The sequence below is a fragment of the Paenibacillus sp. BAC0078 genome (assembly GCF_054483875.1).
The window spans coordinates 402,531-420,290 of sequence record NZ_JBTLRW010000003.1; the positions used below are offsets into that span (position 1 = coordinate 402,531).

A 17,760-nucleotide genomic window follows, 5' to 3' on the forward strand; every position below is an offset into this window, starting at 1 on the left:
AGAATAGGAATCTTTCACTTTAGAACAAAATACCTGCTTTGCGGGCCAATTATCCGCCTTTTATTTTAAAAAGAACCGACCGCTTTCGCCGGCCGGTCCCAAAGACGTTCTATTTAGCTTCCGCTGCGTATTGTTCCGCAGTCTTCATGAGCTCGGCGTAAGCCTCTTCCGGCGTGGATTGCCCAAACTGCAGCTTTTCTACGACCGTTTTATAATCATTTTTGAAATTTCCCCAGCCTTGAGGGTCATTAATAAACTGTTGTGCATCCGGTGTTACCTGATTCAGGAAATCCAATGAGGTTTTATCAGCAGCGCTGAAGGTAGGTGTGAGGGCTTCCACCACTTTCGAGTTGACCGGTGTGCCGCGTGTCAGACCCAGTGTTTTACCCGCCTCTTCATTATTCACGAACCAATCAACGAATTTAATCGCTTCTGCCTGATGAGCCGACTGGGCGTTCACACTCCAGAACATCCCCGGTTTCAGCCAGCCGCCTGCTTCTGTACCCTTCGGCATGGAGGCATATCCGAAAGCATCAGGCTTCAGGGCTTCAATTGAGCCGACTTGGTTGGAGAACAGATGGCGCATTACAGCATTGCCGTTAATGACGCTGTCCAGCTGTGGATCAAGCTCTTTATCCGTAGTAGTAATATCAGCCGGTGTCAAAATCCCTTTCTTGCGCAGCTCGTCCATCTTGGTCATGAAGCCGATCCATGTATCCTTGTCGATGCTAAGGTTGCCGTCCTTGTCAAAAATATATCCTTTACCCATGCTGTATTGATAGGCGGTATAGTCAACCAGATCGGCACTTTGATCGGCGAACACATATTTATCCTCGCCAAGCTTCGCTTTGGCCGCTTCGCCGAAGGCGTAACAATCATCCCAGGTCCAGCCAAATTCCGGCGCTTCCAGACCCAGCTTCTCAACGACAGTCTTGTCATACACCATCCCAAGTGCAGCAACGCCCAGCGGCATGGCAAATTGGGTGCCGTTTACTTTCCCGCCGTCCACTGTAGCTGCCTCAATATTGTCCACGTTGACATCCTTCAGATCAGCCAGCAGGCCTCTGCCAGCATAGTCATTCAGGTAAGCCGCATCCATCTGGATGATATCCGGAGCACTTTTCGCCGAGTATTGTACAGCCAACTTGTCAAAATAGCCGTCCCAGCCTGAAAACTGCGTCTGGAACGTAACATTGGGATTCAGCGCTTTATATTGGTCAAGCGCTTTCAAAGTAGCGTCATGTCTGGCCTGGGAACCCCACCATGCTACTGTGAGCGTCACCTTATCGCCGGAATCTCCGGCCGATGCCGCCGGAGCAGTCGTGGCGGCGGTATTGCCGCCCTCCGTATTGTTCGATGACGCGCCGTTATTGTTGTTATTTCCGCAAGCGGCAGACGTCGCAACCATCATCATTAAAGCGATTGCAAGAAAACTTTTCTTTGCCATTTTGTGCATTGTAACTTCCCCCTTCTGTCAGCTCAGCCGACATTTATAGCTCGATAGTAACACCCGGCTTATTCAGCGTATAGAAGAGTAATGAACACAAATCTTTCAATATCCACTACAAACTATCGTTTCATGAGCTCGCTGGGACTGACACCGCAATACTTTTTGAAGAGTGTGCTAAAATAAGGAACATTCTGGTAGCCGACCATTTCCGAGACCTCATAGATCAGATGGCTGCCGTCCAGAAGCAGTGCTTTGGCCTTCTCGATCCGCACGCGGATCACGTAGTTGGTGAAGGTTTCGCCGGTCACCTTTTTGAACAGCTGATTTAAATAATTTTTGGAGATATACAGCTGTGAGGCCAGAAGCTCCAATGTGATATCCTCGGCATAATGGGTATGTATATATTCGGTCATGAACTGTACAGCCTTGCGGTGCTTCTCCTGGATTGCCGGAACCTGCGCCTTGCGGAGCCCCCGGATCAGCGTCTCCAGCCACTCCTCTATCTTGGGAAGCTCGGTCATTTCTCTCAGCTCGCGCAGAGCCAAGCCTTCATCTACACTTTTACCTGGCAGCCCTGCCATCAGGATGGCGTTGTGCAGCAGTGTCCACAGCTCTGCCGCAAGTACACGGTAAGCCAGGGGGTCCCCGGTCTGCTCGGGCTGTTTGCGGTTCAAGTACAGGCGGATGAGGTGCATCACCTCGTCATCGCGTTCCTCCTGCAGCGCTTTGGTTATACTTTGGTAATAATCAGTCAGCAAAAACTCCTCATCCGCTGAACCCGCTTCCCCGCTCATCAAAATTCTGCCGCCTTTTAGATTGACCGGCAATTTCTCGAACAATCTCTGCATGGCCTCGTCACCCGAGGCTTTAATCCCACTCCAGCCGGGCTTGACATTTCCGATGCCATAACGAATTTCCAGGCCAAGAAAAGTCTTCATGCTGCTGACAATAAGCTCCCCGAGGCAGTCCGCAGCCTGAACAATTTTCTCCTCCGGCTCACACTCCGCCGATGGGAGCAGCAGCGCTGCATGATTGCCGAACAACCAGACGAAGCAGGATTCCGGCCATTCCTGCCCAAACACCTCCGCGACGATGTTGGATACGGCAAATTTGAACAGATTCCAATCGGCCAGCGAGATGCTGCGGATGCGTTCGGTCCAGAGAACCTCCATAACCATAACCGTATATTTCCGTTCCTTCATTTCCTTACAGGGGGCTGCCGACTCGGTGTTCTGGCTCCAGCCGTTCAGCACCGTTACAAGCCATTCCTCCAGCCGGAGCTCTTCCTCCCTTTCACCCGACTGCACTCCGCTATGCTCCAGCCGGTGCAGATAAGTTTCTTCGAGCTTCTCTATCGTTTCTGATAATACGCTGCGGATTTGATCCACAGTGACAGGCTTGGTTAAATAATCGTCCACTCCGAGACGAAGCGCCGTCCGGGCATACTCGAAATCATTGTACCCGCTCAAAATCACAAACCGGCCGGCGAAATTCCCGGCTTTTAACTGTTCAATCATTTGTATCCCGTTCATAACCGGCATATAAATATCCGTCAGGACAATGTCGGGGTTGACCTCTTCAATCAGCTTGAGGCCAGCCTCCCCGTCAATCGCTTCCCCGGCGAATTCCGCGTCCAGTTCCTCCCAGGGGATCGCTTTGCGCAATCCTCTTACCACTTGGAAGTCATCATCAATTATGACTACTTTCCACATGCTGTGTTCCTCCCTTAAGTGATGGTGAATAAAGTACAGGCAGGCTGATGATGGCTTGTGTACCGCCTTCCGGCGAATTTTCCAGCATAAAGCCAAAACCATTGGCATCGCCGAACATCGCTTCAATCCGCTCACGGACATTACGCAGGCCGTACCCGCCTTTGGCGCTGCGCTTCTCCATCCAGTTCTCCGGCAGCTGACGGCCGTTATCCATAATAACAATCTGAAGCAGTTGGCCTTCCAGGATGCTGACGGCAATCGTCAGCGAGGCCTGCTGTTTGCCATGAAAGCCGTGGATGAAGGCATTCTCCACAAAAGGCTGCAGAATGATTTTCGGCACAAACATGCTTTTGGCCTCATCGGTGATTAGCAAGCGGTACTCCAGCCGATCCTCCCAGCGTATCTTTTGAAACTGCAAATAGCTCTCAATATGAGCCAGCTCCTCTGACAATGGAACAAGACTGTCGCTGCTCGACAGTGCAAGCCGGAAGAATTGGCCCAAATGCGACAGCATGCTGCTGATCTGCAGCTGCGAGGCCTCAATGGCCATCCAATTCACCTGATCCAGAGAGTTGTACAGAAAATGAGGATTGATCATCATCTGCAGTGCCTTAATCTCTGCCGCCCGTTGCTGCTCATGCTGCCGCTCCAGGCTGTCATAGAGCTCTTCAATTCTATAAGTCAGCTTCTCATAGCCCTGGAACAGACGGCCGAACTCATTTTTGTAATCATACGGCAGCGGCGTCCTTTTGCTGAGCGAGAAATTGCTCATGGCTTTCAGCACCAGCCCTATGGGCTTGACGAACTGGCGGGACAGAAAGACGGCAAGCAGCAGAATCATCACAATGGTAGCGATTCCAAGAGCAAGGATGATTTTGGTCTGCTTCAGACTTCCGGCAGTGATCTGCCTCCAAGAGGTTATTTCCACTAAGGACCACTGGGAATCCAGCGAGGAGGACCAGACGAGAAATTCATCACCAGTCCGCTTGGCTCCGGTAGTCTGCGCTTCCAGTTGAGCCTGGATTTGATCCTCATGCTGCAGAAAGAAAGAGGCATCTCCGGTATTCGTAATCAGCTTGCCCGTGGCATCCAGCAGCGCCAGATTGGAACGGCTGTCTTCGGTAGCAATCAGAGCTTGGAAGGCTGGGACCTGGACATTGAATACCATCACAGCAAAAGCCCTGTTGAAGCGGTTATAGACCTTGCGCGCAAAACTGATAACCGAAGTGTCCCCATTGTTGGTCTTAATAGTCCGTTCGCTCAGCCAAGCATAGTCGGAGTTGCGGAGATCATCGTACCAGGGTTCACGCTCCATCTGTCCGATCGGCAGAAACTGGACAAATTCCTGCACATTGTAAGACGGTGTCAGGTCGGAATAGACATGAATTGATTGCAGGATCGGCATGCTGAATACATAATTGTTCAATTGGGAGCGTATGCTTGTCTGTCCCCGTATCTGGTCATACTGATTGCCGTCCAGCATCTCTTCATACCGCTCGTTAAAATTCTGCGCAGCTGTGTTGGAGCTTTGCTCAATATCCTCCAGGTTGGTGTTCAGCTTCTTATGCAGCTCGATCAGCAGCTTCTGCTGGTAATACGAGGTGTTGTCCGCAATCTCTCTGGACCCGTTGATATAACTGAAAACGAGGATCAGACCGACCAGGATCGTAACAATCAAAGCGAAGCCAAAAAAGAAAACAACATCGATGCGCAGCGTTTTAAAGGGGTTCACCCGCATGTGGAATCCTCCGTAGATCAGATAAAGAAAAAGAAAGCCGCGAAAACTCGCAGCTTCAAATTCCGGCTATGGATATGACCTAGCCCTTCAAAGCCCCTGCCGACATTCCTTCGACAAAATGCTTCTGTGCCAGGAAGAAAATCAACACCGATGGAACTATGGATACCAGCGACATCGCCAGCATTTGTCCCCATGGCACCGATCCTTGCGAATCGATGAACAGCTTGAGTGCCAGATTGATCGTATATTTATCAATGGTATTAATATAAAGCATCTGTCCAAAGAAATCATCCCAGTTCCACAGGAAACAATAGATAGCAACGGTAACCAGTGCAGGTTTTACCAAAGGGAGCATAATTCTCCAGTAGATGCTGAACCAGGAGCAGCCGTCGATTTTGGCCGCCTCATCCAGCTCTTTGGGGACGGAGCGCATAAACTGGACGAGCAGATAGATAAAGAACGGCCCGCCGATGCCGCCTGCGAACAAATGGGGAATATAGAACGGCAGATAGGTGTTGATCCAGCCCCATTTGCTGAACATGACATACTGCGGCACGATCGTAACCTGAGTCGGCAGCATCAGGGTAACCAGCATAATCGCGAACCAGAAATTGCGCAGCGGGAAATCCAGGCGTGAGAAGGCAAAGGCTACCAGACTGCAGGAGATCACGCTCGTGAACAAAACTCCGGCGACAAGCTCAAAGGTATTGAGATAGAAATGGGAGAATGTGAAGTTCGGCACCGACACCCAGCCGTCGGAAAAGTTGGCCCAGTGCGGGATCTTCGGGAACAGATTGGCAGAGCTCATCTCTTCATTGGTTTTCAGAGAGGCGCCCAGCCACCAAAAGATTGGATACATCATGATCAAACTGACGACCAGGAGAGAAATATGCGTAACAAAGCGTTTGCTTGAACTGGTGGCTTCCATTATTTCTTGCCTCCTTGCGTTTCATAGAACACCCAGTATTTCGAAGTTCCGAACAGCACGGCCGTAAACAGCCCGATCAGCAGCAGCAAAATCCAGGCCAGAGCCGAGGCGTAGCCCATATGGAACTTGGTAAAGGCTTCTTCATACAGATACATGACATATACAAAAGTGGATTTGACCGGACCGCCGCCCGTAATAACAAAAGCCTGCGTAAACATCTGGAACGTGTTGATCATCGTCTGAATGGCATTGAACAAAATAATCGGCGAGAGCATCGGCAGCGTAATCGAGAAAAACTGGCGGAACTTGCTTGCCCCATCCACGGCGGAGGCTTCGTACAAATCACCCGGAATCTGTTTCAGACCGGCCAGGAAAATAATCATCGACGAACCGAATTGCCAGACCATCAAGAGAATCAGCGTACCCAGTGCATATTTCGGATCAGCAATCCATGCCGGACCTTTGATCCCGAAAATAGAAAGGAAATCATTGATGAACCCGTTGCGGCTGAAAATATTTTTCCAGAGGATGGATACCGCGATGCTCGTCCCGATCAGTGACGGAAAGTAGACCATCGTCCGGTAGAAGGAAATCCCTTTGATCTTCCGGTTTAGCAGCATAGCCACACTGAGCGCAAACATCAGCCGCAGGGGCACGGTCAGCAGCACGAAGGTAATGGTAATGCGCAGCGATGACGGAAAGACATCATCCTCAGTAAAGATTTTGGTGTAGTTCGCCAGTCCGGTCCACTTGGGCGCCGCCAGCAATGAGTAATCCGTAAACGAATAATACAGGGACATAACCATCGGTCCCAGGGTCAACAGGAAGAAACCTATTAGCCATGGGGAGAGGAACAGATAACCGGCAAGCGGCGATTCCCAGCGTCTGATGCGCGTTTTACTGGACGGAACCGTTTTCATGGAACCCGCGGGCGCTTGCTTTGCAGCAGCATTGTTCATGAATTTCACTCCTATCTTCCATCTGTATCGGAACTTTTCTTTCATTATAGTTCGGCATGCTACAGGCTTGAAGGAGAGGAATGAATGCTTTTCTTTCACTATCTATCAATTCTCGGCGGGCTGCGGAAAATAAAATATTTACCGCTGCACCTCTGCCGCTTCCAGCTTATACCGTACCGTTATCCCCTCCTGCCGGACCTTCATCTGAATCTCCCCGTGCAGATCGGTCCGGTATACAGCGGTTCTGCCCGCCGCCAAACGGTCCAATACTTCGGCATTCGGATGCCCGTACAGATTGTTGACTCCGGCAGAGATCACAGCGGCACTGGGATTCCAGAAATCCAGCCAGGCTGCGCTTGTTGCAGTTTTGCTGCCGTGGTGCGCGGCCTTCAGCACATCAATGGGCTGTCCAGCGCCGATTCCCGCCTGCCTGCCGTCTGCAAGGATCGTTTCCTCCGCCGCCTTGTCCATATCTCCTGTAAAAAGAAAACTGCGGCTGTTCATCTGCAGCCGAAAAACCACTGATTCGTGATTCTGGTCATCCACCTCCGGCAGTATGGGCTCCCCCGCCGTCTGCGGTTCAGGCCAGTGGAAGGTCAGCTCCGTATCCTCATCCGGAGCAAGCGCCATCCCCTGCTGTACAGGGTACAGCCGGACACCAGCCGCAAGCGCTGTACCCATCAGCTTCCGGTAAGGCTCCCTGTCGGCTAGCGTCCCGTTAAATAGCAGCGTCGACACAGGCATTCCCTCCAGCACCGCCTGCAGCCCTCCGGCGTGATCCTGGTCGCCGTGGGTCAAAATAACGGCGTCCAGCCGGTGAATCCCCCGCTGCTTCAGAAGTGGCAGCAGCGTCTTAGCCCCGACCTCGAACGGGCTGCGGCGGATGCGCCATTCCTCCTTTTTACCAAAGCTGACTGTGCCGCCGCCATCGACCAGAATATGGGCTCCGCCGGGAGTGGAGATCAGAATACTGTCACCTTGTCCAACGTCGAGATAGCTGATCGCTCCCGCACCGCCCAGGTTCTCTGCATAGTAGCCCCTGTACAGCAACAGAGCAATTCCGGCAGTACACAAGAAGGCTGCCGGGCCAGTCCAGCGCTGAGCAACCGGCATTTGAAAGGGCATCGGTAATGCTTTCCCCCTGGCTCCGCTCCAAATACCACCGCCCAGGCTTCTCCCGCCTGCACCATGCGGCTGATCCAGCTCCGCCAGCGGCTTTGTCTCATCCTCCATTGCCTGCGGCGCCAGCCGGACCTCATACCGCCGCTTCAAGCTGTAGAGCAGGCCATAGAGCAGTAAATAATACAAGCAAATCCACAGCAAGGAAGGAGAACTCCAGATCAGGACCCCGCCGGAAAACCCGTTCATCCATTCCACCGCGCCAAAGGTAGCATTATTCAGCAGCTCCGTAATCTGCGCGCTCACACCGGCAGCAGCGTTCCAGAGCCGGCCAAGCAACAGCGCCAGCGTCCCCAGCGGCAGCACCAGAAAAGTAATAAAGGGGACAAACACCAGATTAGCGGCAAAGGACAGCAGTGAAAACTGATTAAAGTAATAAATCGTCAGCGGAAAAGACACCAGCTGCGCGATCAGTGTCACCGATACCGCACTGCCCAGCCAACGGGGCAACCTGCGTAGCAAAGGCGCGGCAAGCGGCATATAGACCATAAGTCCGGCCGTAACGAGAAAGGACAACTGGAAGCTGACACTCAGCAGCAGATACGGATTCCAGACCAGCATAATCAGCGCCGCCGCAGCGAGAATATTCATTCCATCCTTCAGCAGCCCGAACCGGGCGGCTAGCAAGGCGATCATGCTCATAATCCCCGCCCGCACAATGGACGGCCCCGCGCCGGACAGCAGCACGTACACAGGCACAAGTATCACGGTAATGGTTAGAGCCGTTTCTCTGGTCAGGCGGCAGCGTCGCAGCAGAAACAAAATAACCCCGACATACACCGCCACATGCATACCCGAAATCGCCAGGATGTGCGTCAGTCCAAGCTGCGAGAACTGCTTGAACGTCTCTTCGTCCAGGGCGTCCTGAATGCCCAGGACCAATCCTTTCATGTATCCCCCGTGCGGCTCCTGAAATAAGCGGTCCATCTCCGCACCAAGAGCGGCGCGCGCCGCATCATTCCAGCGCAAAATGCTTGATAGCCGCCAGGATGCCGGGGGCGAGGCTTGTACACTTTCCACGCCTTCTCCCTTGATGAGCCAATGAATTCTCTTAGTCAGCAAATACTCCCGATAGTCAAATCCGCCGAAATTACGCGCTTCCGCAGGCTGCACAAGCTGTCCCTTAAGCACTACCTGATCGCCTCTCCTCCACTTGGCAGCAGTGGCGATTTCGGCTTCAGCCTGGAGCTTGATTTGCACAGCGATTAACTCGCCTGCCACTTGTCCTTCCCGCTTCTGTGCTCCTTCCTGCGGATGCTCTCCTTCCCCGCTCGCTCCTAGTTGCGACAGCTTTACAGTAAAATCAACCCGGTCCCCGTCCCGTTCCACAGGTGAAGTGATCACGCCTTCGGCTTGTACATAGGACTCATTCAGCTCCGCTGCCGAATGTCCCAGCGCTTCCGGCAGCAGACTGACGTTGCGCCCCTCGTTCCATTCCCAGTACAGGGCTGCCGCAATAAGCGCCAGTCCGAACACCGCTAAATTTCTCCATCCGATTCTTGCGCTGACAGCAAAGATGATGAGCAGCAGCAGACAGCCCGCCAAGTAAATCAGCAGCTTCTGCCCGGAGAACAAGCAGCCTGCCGAGCTGCCTGCAATCCAGCATACTATGAAGCTTAACAGCGGCCTTTTTTTCATGAACGTTCCTCCCTATATACACATCCGTACACAAACAAAAGAACCCCTGCATACGCAAAAAACGCGTAGTACAGAGGTTCTTCCCCTGAAGCTTATGCCTATTCGACTGCGGCAGCCTTCCGGCTATTCCGATACGGTGATCATCGTTTCCTTCGGCGGCTCATAATTCTCCAACTGGCGGAAGATAATCCCTTTGGAGCGCAGCATCGCCTCTACCTTCTCCATATCCTTGCGGTAGGGCCGCAGATAGACGATCTCCACAATTCCGCTGTTAGCCAGCATATTGGCGCAGGTCCAGCACGGTTCATCAGTAACATAGACGGTACTGCCTTCCCGGTCGCTCCGGTCCGTGAACAGCAGCAGATTCTGCTCGGCGTGGATGGTGCGGATGCAGCGCTGCTTCATCACCATCGTCTCTACCCCGTTAACCATTTCCCGTTCATATTGCTCAGAGACCATGCAGCCCGCTTCCGAGCAATCCGGCACCCCCATCGGCGCTCCATTGTAAGCAGTGCCCAGCAGCTTCTTACCTTGCACCAGCACGGCGCCAACATGGCGGCGGGGACACCGCGAGCGTGTGGAGACCATGCAGGCAATATCCATGAAATAAGTATCCCAATTCTTACGGTAGGCTACAGTCATCAGTAATCTCCACTTTCCCTTCAATAGTTGATCATTATTGTAGCATATTGCAGCAAGCTTCCACTAGGACAATGGTTGCACACCCGGTCACTCTCAGAATATCACGAGCGGCTTCAGCTTTTCCAGCAACTTCGGCCCAATTCCCTTCACTTCACCCAAATCAGACAGGCTGCGGAAAGCCCCCTTGCTGCTGCGGTAATCTATAATCGCCTGCGCCTTCTTCGCACCGATTCCCGGCAGATTCATCAGTGCAGCAGCATCCGCTGTGTTGACGTTAATTTTGCCGTCCACGAATGTTTGGCTTGTAGAAGTTTCCCCACTTCCAGCACCCGCCGCAGCACCTGCACTGTTCCCAGCACCGGCCTCAGCTCCTACATTACTGCCAGAAACAGGCGTCCCTGCGCCATTTCCTGGCGGTGTTACCGCTTCTGCGCCGACACTTCTCGCAGCATTAGCTGCCGCCACTGTGGATGCTGCATCTTCCTTCCCTGCGCTACCTTCCTTCCCTGTGCCTGCCCCCTTCTCCCCGCGCTCCTCGCCTGGCTTGCTGCTCTCCTCCACGCTGCTCCCGCCAGCCGCAGCCGATGTCGCCCCCTTGTCCGCTGAGCCTAGAGCCTGCGCCATGCTGGCATTGAGTGTCTTCCAGCCAGCAATACCACTGTCCTCCTCGCGGTCCGCTGCCCACACAAGCCCGCCGCCCAGCAATCCGGCGGCAATGACCAAAGCCAGTATTCTTTTGTTCATGAAGCCCTCCTCCTACAATAAACTGGAATTTTATTCAATAATCCGCTTAAAACCTGTCATTTGTCCAAGACTCCTGTGCATAGACTTAACGAAGAGTACTGCTGCAAGCAATAGCGACATCAGAAAGGAGGTACCCTAGGATGAAGGTGGGATTTATCGGAACAGGCAGCATGGGCAGTCTGCTCATCGACGCCTTTCTTTCTTCGGGAGCATTTGAGCCGTGCGATGTGCTTGCCGGCAACCGCAGCCAGAACAAACTGCTGCAGCTTCAAGAACGCCATCCAGGCCTATCCATTGGCAGCAACAGAGAGATCGCGGCCGGAAGCGATATCCTTTTCATATGTGTAAAACCGCTGGAATTCAAAACGCTGACAGAGGAAATCTCAACATGCCTGCGCAGCGAGCAAATTGTTGTCTCCATCACCAGCCCTGTGATGCTCTATCACTTGGAATCCGCTCTGCCATCCAAAATTGCCAAAGTTATCCCCAGTATCACCCACTCTGTCAAAAGCGGGACTTCACTTTGCATATTTGGCAGCAGAATTAATAAAAAAGACAGGCTACTGCTGCTTCATCTGTTGTCTTTCATAGGCGTTCCATTGGAAATACAGGAGACGCATACCCGGATTGCCTCGGATTTTTCCAGTTGCGGCCCTGCGTTCATCAGCTATTTCATTGAGCGGTGGATTGAGGCTGCGGTAGAAGCCACTGGCATAGAAGAAGCCTTGCTTACCCGGCTGGCCGGTGAAATGCTGCTCGGTACAGGCAAGCTGCTGACAGAAGGCGGATTCACTCCGCAGGAGCTGCAAGAGCGGGTAGCCGTGCGCGGCGGCATTACAGCGGAAGCGCTGAACCATCTGCGCACCAGTCTCGACGGCGTTTTCGAACGCCTGATCACCACCACACATGAAAAATACGATGAAGATGTCGATAAGCTCGACATTCTGTTCGGCACAGGCGGCATCATTCAAACTCCGCTGGACCGCTAACAACCCGCCACAACGCCGGCCCTTTGCCTTCAAAGCTGCCTTAAACCAATAAAGCCCGCAGCACGGATAACTCCGTTGCTGCGGGCAGAATTGCGTTCTTCGCTTAACCCACTACAATATTAACCAGCTTGCCGGGAACCGCAATGATCTTGCGTACGGTTTTGCCCTCGACTGCCGCCTTCACATTCGGAAGCGACAATGCATGGTTTTGCATATCTTCCTGACTCATATCCTGCGCGATCAGCGCGCGCTGTACGATTTTACCATTTACCTGCACGACGATCTCCACCTCGGCATCCACCGTCCAGGCTTCATCATAAGCCGGCCAAGCCACATAGCTGATGCTTCCTTCATGCCCGAGCAGTTGCCACAGCTCTTCGGCAATATGCGGTGCAAGCGGTGACAGCATCTGTACGAAATGCTCTGCTGCTTCAGTAGACAAGGTTTCCTGCTTGTAAGCATCGTTGATGAAAATCATCAGTTGGCTGATCGCCGTATTGAAGCGCAGATGCTCGAAGTCCTCGGTAACCTTCTTCAGCGTCTTGTGCCAAGTCCGCTTGAACTCGTCGGTGCCGCCGTCCGGGGTGATTTTAGCGCTGATGCTGCCATCCTCATTCACGAACAGACGCCATACGCGGGAAAGGAAGCGGTGAATGCCCTCTACGCCTTTTTCATTCCACGGCTTTGTGGCTTCCAGCGGCCCCATGAACATTTCATAGACACGAAGTGTATCCGCGCCATAGGCTTCCACAATTTCATCCGGGTTAATGACGTTGCCCCGTGATTTACTCATCTTCTCATTATTATTCCCCAGGATCATCCCCTGGTTCACCAGCTTGTGGAACGGCTCTTTTGTATCGACCACGCCAAGATCATACAGCACCTTGTGCCAGAAACGGGCGTAGAGCAAATGGAGCACTGCATGCTCGGCTCCACCGATGTACAGGTCAACCGGTAGCCATTCCTTTTGCTTCTCCGGTGAGCACAACTCCTTGTCGTTGCGCGGGTCAATGTAGCGCAGGTAATACCAGCAGCTTCCAGCCCATTGCGGCATGGTGTTCGTCTCCCGGCGGGCTTTCATGCCGGTCTCGGGATCAACCGTTTCGACCCACTCGGTCACATTTGCCAGCGGGGATTCACCAGTGCCCGAAGGACGGATTGAATCCACTTCAGGCAGCAGCAGCGGCAGTTGGTCCACCGGAACGGTCTTCATCGTGCCGTCTTCCAGATGCAGAATTGGAATCGGCTCGCCCCAGTAGCGCTGGCGGCTGAACAGCCAGTCGCGCAGGCGGTAGGTTACTTTGCCTTTGCCGCTGCCTTTCTCTTCCAGCCAGGATATCATTGTGGCAATCGCTTCTTTATTCTCCAGGCCATTCAGGAAATCGGAATTCACATGCGGTCCGTCTCCGGCGTAGGCTTCTTCTTCGACATTGCCGCCCTGCACAACCTCCACAATGTTCAGCCCGAACTGCTTGGCGAATTCCCAGTCGCGGGTGTCATGCCCAGGTACCGCCATAATTGCTCCCGTTCCGTACCCGGCAAGCACATAATCGGCGATCCAGATCGGCACCTGTGCGCCATTCACCGGATTGATGGCATAAGCGCCGGTAAATACGCCGCTTTTCTCCTTGGCCAGATCCGTACGTTCAAGGTCGCTTTTGCGCGAAGCCTTGTCACGGTATTCCGCAACTGCCGCCTTCTGCTCCTCTGTCGTAATGAGGTCTACCAATTTATGCTCCGGTGCCAGCACGCAATAGCTTGCGCCGAACAAAGTGTCCGGGCGGGTGGTGAATACCTCCAGGCTCGCATCATGACCTTCAATCGCGAAGATCACCTCAGCGCCGGTGGATTTTCCGATCCAGTTGCGCTGCATATCCTTGATGCTTTCTTCCCAGTCCAGCTCTTCCAGATCTTCAAGCAGGCGTTCAGCATATTCCGTAATCTTGAGAATCCACTGGCGCATCGGTTTGCGGACCACGGGGTGGCCGCCGCGCTCGCTTTTACCGTCGATGACTTCTTCGTTGGCCAGCACCGTTCCCAGCGCTTCACACCAGTTGACCGATACCTCTGCCACATACGCCAAGCCACGGTTATACAACTGGATAAAAATCCACTGCGTCCACTTGTAGTACTCCGGATCGGTTGTGCTGATCTCGCGGTCCCAGTCATAGGAGAAGCCCAGCGACTTGATCTGGCGGCGGAAGTTATCAATGTTCTTAACTGTAATGTCGCGCGGATGCTGTCCGGTATCCATTGCATACTGCTCAGCAGGAAGTCCGAAGGCATCCCAGCCCATCGGGTGCAGCACGTTATAGCCTCGCATCCGTTTGTAGCGGGAGACGATATCCGTAGCTGTATAGCCTTCCGGGTGGCCGACGTGCAGCCCTGCGCCTGAAGGATACGGGAACATATCCAGCGCGTAGAATTTCGGCTTACCCGCATCTTCGCCTGTCTTGAAGGTCTTGTTATCATCCCAGAATTTTTGCCATTTCGGCTCGATGGTTTGCGCACGGTAGCCTGCTTGAGGCTCAGTGCTAAATTTGTTGTCGCTCATCTTATGCTCCTCCTTGGAGTGTTGCTTACTTAGTTAAACGCCTTTGTAAAAAATATGCAGAGTAGGGTCACTACCAGAAATGTTTGGGCTTCCGCCCGCTGTTATTCTCCGATTTCTTGATTTGAACCGCTCTTCGCGGTAGAAATCCGAGAATAAAGGCGGCCACTAACGTTGCTCCAGCTCCAAAATTTCTTTCCGTTCCTTTATCTCTTCAAAAATTTAAAATACTAACCCGTTTTACCTAACGGGCCGGCAAAGTCCAAGGACCAGCTCAGGACTCGCTGTTCCGCTGTGGTGGATGTCTGCCTTCGTGTGCCTCAAGCAGACAGTTATCCTGCCGGAACCAGATTCCTGACAGGTCCAATACTGCAAAAAAACCTCCCATCCCTAGCGTATAATCGCTAGGGACGAGAGGTTGAAATTCCCGTGGTACCACCCTAGTTAGCGGCGGATATGCTTTATCTGCCACTCACTTTGACACCCTATAACGGGGGTGAGACGACGACGGTTCACGCGCGGGCTTCGCAGCTTCAAGCTTGCGGCCACCTGCGGCTTGCGCCGTTACTCCGAGGTGAGTTCACTCTTCTCCGTTAACCGGCTCGCACCTTGCGCCGGCTCTCTGCAATAACGGTCACACGAATTAATACTCCTCTTCATCGCACTGCTATGCTTCCTGATTGTAAATCAGTAATATTCACCACATTATATACAAAAGAACCCTATCCAGTCAATGATTTGCCTGTTACACCCCGGGCAACGCTTACGAAATGAACTGTGAGATTGAATGAAGTGGAAAAAGGAAACCTAATTTGCGAATTTTACCGATTTTTTGGTGATTAGATGGAAAAAGTAGACCTAATTCTCTCCATTTCCATCCATTCAGTGATTTTATAAGGAATTAAGTGGAGTTTTCCCACTAACCATCCGGGGGGAGGTTACCCAGCGGAATGAAATGGAGAAATTCCACCTCAGTTATTTATTCCTGAAATTTTGAAGGCAAGGGTTTAAAAAAATCCGTAAGAGATGCCCTGCTGTTACACCGGCTTACGCCGGATATAATAGGTGATGAAATGCTGGATCACGACTTTTCCGGCCGCAAAAACAGGCACAGCCAGGATCAGCCCGATCATCCCGGCCAATTCTCCGCCCACCAGCAGCGCGAAAATAATCATCAGCGGATGCAGATGCAGCGTACGGCCCACCACCTGAGGCGAAATGACATTGCTCTCCAGCATTTGGCAAAGGGTGTTCACCACTGCTACCAGCAGCACAAGACGCAGCGAAAGCGTTGAAGCCATCACGATTGCCGGCGCCGCACCCAGGAACGGGCCCATATAAGGAACGATGTTGAACACGGCTACCACACAGGCGAACAGCAGAGCATAGGGCATGCCGATAATCGCATAGCCGATATAGGCCAGCACACCGATGATGACACAGACGAGGAACTGTCCGCGTATATAGTTGCCGAGCGCATCATCAATATCTTTTAACAGCTTAACCATTGACTTGCGCCGTGAGCGGGGCAGACAGGAGACAATCGCCCGTTCGAACACATCGAAATCCTTAAGAATATAGAACACAAGAAAAGGCACGATGAATGCGTTGAACAATACGCCTATCGTCGATCCGATATTATCGAGAAAGTGGGAAATGCCTTCGGCCAAACGATTTTCCATCTGATAAAACCAGTTGTTCATGCCAAGCTCCACACCGGGCGGGATCAGCCTTGAATTCATATTCCTCATAAGGCCCTGCGCATGCAGTGTCATTTCTGGCAAATGCTCATTCAGTTCCTCAAGCTGTTCGATGAACATGGGAATGAGGTTGATGGCAATCACCGCAATCGAAGTCAGGAATACGGCATAGATCAGGAGCACCGCAACGCTGCGCGGCATTTTGCGGCCGGCCAGCATACTGACTACAGGGTTCAGAACATATGAGATGATCATGGCTGCCAGAAACGGCGCAAGAATCTCCTTCAGAAACACGAAGATCCCCTGCAGCATCGGGCGAAGCAGCCATACGAAATATAAAATGATCAGGGCGAGCAGCACTCCGATCATCCAGCGGAACCATTTACTTTGGGACCATTGCTCCATGTTATCCCTCCCGATTAAATGCAGCCCCGAACAAGCCATGCAATATCAGTATGTGTGGGAGAAAGGCGAAATAACCTTTTTCCGAACAAAAAATTGGTTTTTTGTTATCCCGGTTCAGAAGTTGGTATGGTGGACGGAATCGGAGTTGAATAAAATCATAATGTAAAACGCTTTCATTTCGAGGAGGGATGCTTTTATATGAAAAGGTTGAAAAAATTTTGCGGTGCAGGTCTAACTTTGCTGCTTGCCGGATTGCTGGCGGGAGCTCCGTCTGTTTCGGCAGCCACCGTTTTTTATGAGCCGCTAACCTACTTCAATTCCGCAACCTGGCAAAAAGCCGACGGCTATTCCAATGGAGGTATGTTTAACTGCACCTGGCGCGCAAACAATATTTCGTTTACAGGCGGCGGGCAGCTTCGCCTTGCACTGACCAGCTCCAGCTACAATAAGTTTGACGGTGCAGAGTATCGGTCTACAAACAAATATGGCTATGGGAAATATGAGGTCAGCATGATGCCGGCCAAGAACAGCGGAATCGTCTCCTCCTTTTTCACCTATACCGGACCTTCCGACGGGACCCCCTGGGATGAAATAGATATCGAGTTTCTGGGTAAAGATACCACCAAGGTCCAGTTCAATTATTACACGAACGGCGTTGGCGGCCATGAGAAGATCGTGGATCTTGGATTTGACGCTTCCCAAGGATATCATACGTATGCCTTCGACTGGCAGTCAGGCTACATTAAATGGTATGTGGATGGCGGCTTGAAGCATACGGCAACCAGCAATATACCATCCCAGCCCGGGAAAATCATGATGAATCTCTGGAACGGAACCGGTGTAGACTCCTGGCTCGGTTCATATAACGGAGCCAATCCGCTGTACGCTTATTATGATTGGTTGAAATATACAAGCAACTAAAAGCTAAAGTCAGACCCCGGCGGCTGCACAGATGGTGCCTTCCGGGGTCCTTTTTTCTATAAGCAATCCCGTATCTTCAGAATTTGTTATTCGGATTGACACATTGGTATGGCGGCCTAAGCCGGCATTCAGTACGATAATAGCAAGACAATATCACAGGAGGAACAGCATTGAATCGCAGCAGGTTAATCAAAGTGTCCGCAG

Annotated in this window: 12 protein-coding genes and 1 other annotated feature; of the genes, 2 read left to right on the top strand and 10 right to left on the bottom strand. The window is 52.3% G+C overall.

From position 1 onward, the window contains the following. Window positions 1-109: 109 nt before the first annotated feature. From ACX1DY_RS08630 to ACX1DY_RS08665, 8 genes are all read right to left on the bottom strand, one after another. The gene (locus ACX1DY_RS08630; protein ID WP_458963770.1) at window positions 110-1,456 is read right to left on the bottom strand and encodes an ABC transporter substrate-binding protein; all 1,347 of its coding nucleotides are present in this window, start codon (window positions 1,454-1,456) and stop codon (window positions 110-112) included. A gap of 113 nt (window positions 1,457-1,569) precedes the next feature. Further along, a complete protein-coding gene (locus ACX1DY_RS08635; RefSeq protein WP_458963771.1) occupies window positions 1,570-3,162 on the bottom strand; it encodes a response regulator in 1,593 nt (530 codons plus the stop codon). Beyond that, window positions 3,140-4,900 carry a cache domain-containing sensor histidine kinase gene (locus ACX1DY_RS08640; protein ID WP_458963772.1) on the bottom strand — a complete coding sequence of 587 codons (1,761 nt, stop codon included), beginning with the start codon at window positions 4,898-4,900 and terminating at the stop codon, window positions 3,140-3,142. Before ACX1DY_RS08640 ends, ACX1DY_RS08635 begins: the two co-directional genes overlap by 23 nt. 79 nt (window positions 4,901-4,979) lie before the next feature. Continuing rightward, a complete protein-coding gene (locus ACX1DY_RS08645; protein WP_019909151.1) occupies window positions 4,980-5,828 on the bottom strand; it encodes a carbohydrate ABC transporter permease in 849 nt (282 codons plus the stop codon). Further along, window positions 5,828-6,787, bottom strand: coding sequence for a carbohydrate ABC transporter permease (locus tag ACX1DY_RS08650; protein ID WP_019909150.1), 960 nt, complete (start codon window positions 6,785-6,787; stop codon window positions 5,828-5,830). The genes ACX1DY_RS08645 and ACX1DY_RS08650 overlap by 1 nt, the downstream gene beginning before the upstream one ends. Before the next feature lie 138 nt (window positions 6,788-6,925). After that, on the bottom strand, window positions 6,926-9,604 hold the full coding sequence (locus tag ACX1DY_RS08655; RefSeq protein ID WP_458963773.1) for a ComEC/Rec2 family competence protein: 2,679 nt from the start codon (window positions 9,602-9,604) through the stop codon (window positions 6,926-6,928). Between the two features lie 123 nt (window positions 9,605-9,727). Next, window positions 9,728-10,246, bottom strand: a complete 519-nt coding sequence (locus ACX1DY_RS08660) for a deoxycytidylate deaminase (RefSeq protein WP_458963774.1) — start codon at window positions 10,244-10,246, stop codon at window positions 9,728-9,730. 93 nt (window positions 10,247-10,339) lie between these two features. Continuing rightward, complete coding sequence (locus ACX1DY_RS08665) at window positions 10,340-10,990, bottom strand: ComEA family DNA-binding protein (RefSeq protein WP_458963775.1); 651 nt, start codon at window positions 10,988-10,990, stop codon at window positions 10,340-10,342. A 140-nt stretch (window positions 10,991-11,130) separates the two neighbouring features. On the opposite strand from ACX1DY_RS08665, the gene comER reads away from it, so the two are divergent. Next, window positions 11,131-11,979, top strand: coding sequence for a late competence protein ComER (comER, locus tag ACX1DY_RS08670; RefSeq protein WP_458963776.1), 849 nt, complete (start codon window positions 11,131-11,133; stop codon window positions 11,977-11,979). 103 nt (window positions 11,980-12,082) lie between these two features. Here the strand turns inward: comER and leuS are convergent, their stop codons facing one another. Continuing rightward, window positions 12,083-14,533, bottom strand: coding sequence for a leucine--tRNA ligase (leuS, locus tag ACX1DY_RS08675; RefSeq protein ID WP_458963777.1), 2,451 nt, complete (start codon window positions 14,531-14,533; stop codon window positions 12,083-12,085). 400 nt (window positions 14,534-14,933) lie between these two features. Then, window positions 14,934-15,199 (bottom strand) — a binding site (T-box leader). Window positions 15,200-15,567: 368 nt separating this feature from the next. After that, complete coding sequence (locus ACX1DY_RS08680) at window positions 15,568-16,635, bottom strand: AI-2E family transporter (protein ID WP_458963778.1); 1,068 nt, start codon at window positions 16,633-16,635, stop codon at window positions 15,568-15,570. A gap of 198 nt (window positions 16,636-16,833) precedes the next feature. Here ACX1DY_RS08680 and bglS point away from each other — a divergent pair, with 198 nt between their 5' ends. Continuing rightward, window positions 16,834-17,556 (top strand): beta-glucanase, encoded by a 723-nt coding sequence (bglS, locus tag ACX1DY_RS08685; RefSeq protein WP_458963779.1) that lies wholly within the window; start codon window positions 16,834-16,836, stop codon window positions 17,554-17,556. Window positions 17,557-17,760 lie beyond the last annotated feature (204 nt).

What these genes read in the sequence shown, in the direction of transcription:
- ACX1DY_RS08630 (WP_458963770.1), bottom strand. Translation starts at nt 1,456, where the DNA reads ATGCACAAAATGGCAAAGAAAAGTTTTCTTGCAATCGCTTTAATGATG.
- ACX1DY_RS08635 (WP_458963771.1), bottom strand. Translation starts at nt 3,162, where the DNA reads ATGTGGAAAGTAGTCATAATTGATGATGACTTCCAAGTGGTAAGAGGA.
- ACX1DY_RS08640 (WP_458963772.1), bottom strand. Translation starts at nt 4,900, where the DNA reads ATGCGGGTGAACCCCTTTAAAACGCTGCGCATCGATGTTGTTTTCTTT.
- ACX1DY_RS08645 (WP_019909151.1), bottom strand. Translation starts at nt 5,828, where the DNA reads ATGGAAGCCACCAGTTCAAGCAAACGCTTTGTTACGCATATTTCTCTC.
- ACX1DY_RS08650 (WP_019909150.1), bottom strand. Translation starts at nt 6,787, where the DNA reads ATGAACAATGCTGCTGCAAAGCAAGCGCCCGCGGGTTCCATGAAAACG.
- ACX1DY_RS08655 (WP_458963773.1), bottom strand. Translation starts at nt 9,604, where the DNA reads ATGAAAAAAAGGCCGCTGTTAAGCTTCATAGTATGCTGGATTGCAGGC.
- ACX1DY_RS08660 (WP_458963774.1), bottom strand. Translation starts at nt 10,246, where the DNA reads ATGACTGTAGCCTACCGTAAGAATTGGGATACTTATTTCATGGATATT.
- ACX1DY_RS08665 (WP_458963775.1), bottom strand. Translation starts at nt 10,990, where the DNA reads ATGAACAAAAGAATACTGGCTTTGGTCATTGCCGCCGGATTGCTGGGC.
- comER (WP_458963776.1), top strand. Translation starts at nt 11,131, where the DNA reads ATGAAGGTGGGATTTATCGGAACAGGCAGCATGGGCAGTCTGCTCATC.
- leuS (WP_458963777.1), bottom strand. Translation starts at nt 14,533, where the DNA reads ATGAGCGACAACAAATTTAGCACTGAGCCTCAAGCAGGCTACCGTGCG.
- ACX1DY_RS08680 (WP_458963778.1), bottom strand. Translation starts at nt 16,635, where the DNA reads ATGGAGCAATGGTCCCAAAGTAAATGGTTCCGCTGGATGATCGGAGTG.
- bglS (WP_458963779.1), top strand. Translation starts at nt 16,834, where the DNA reads ATGAAAAGGTTGAAAAAATTTTGCGGTGCAGGTCTAACTTTGCTGCTT.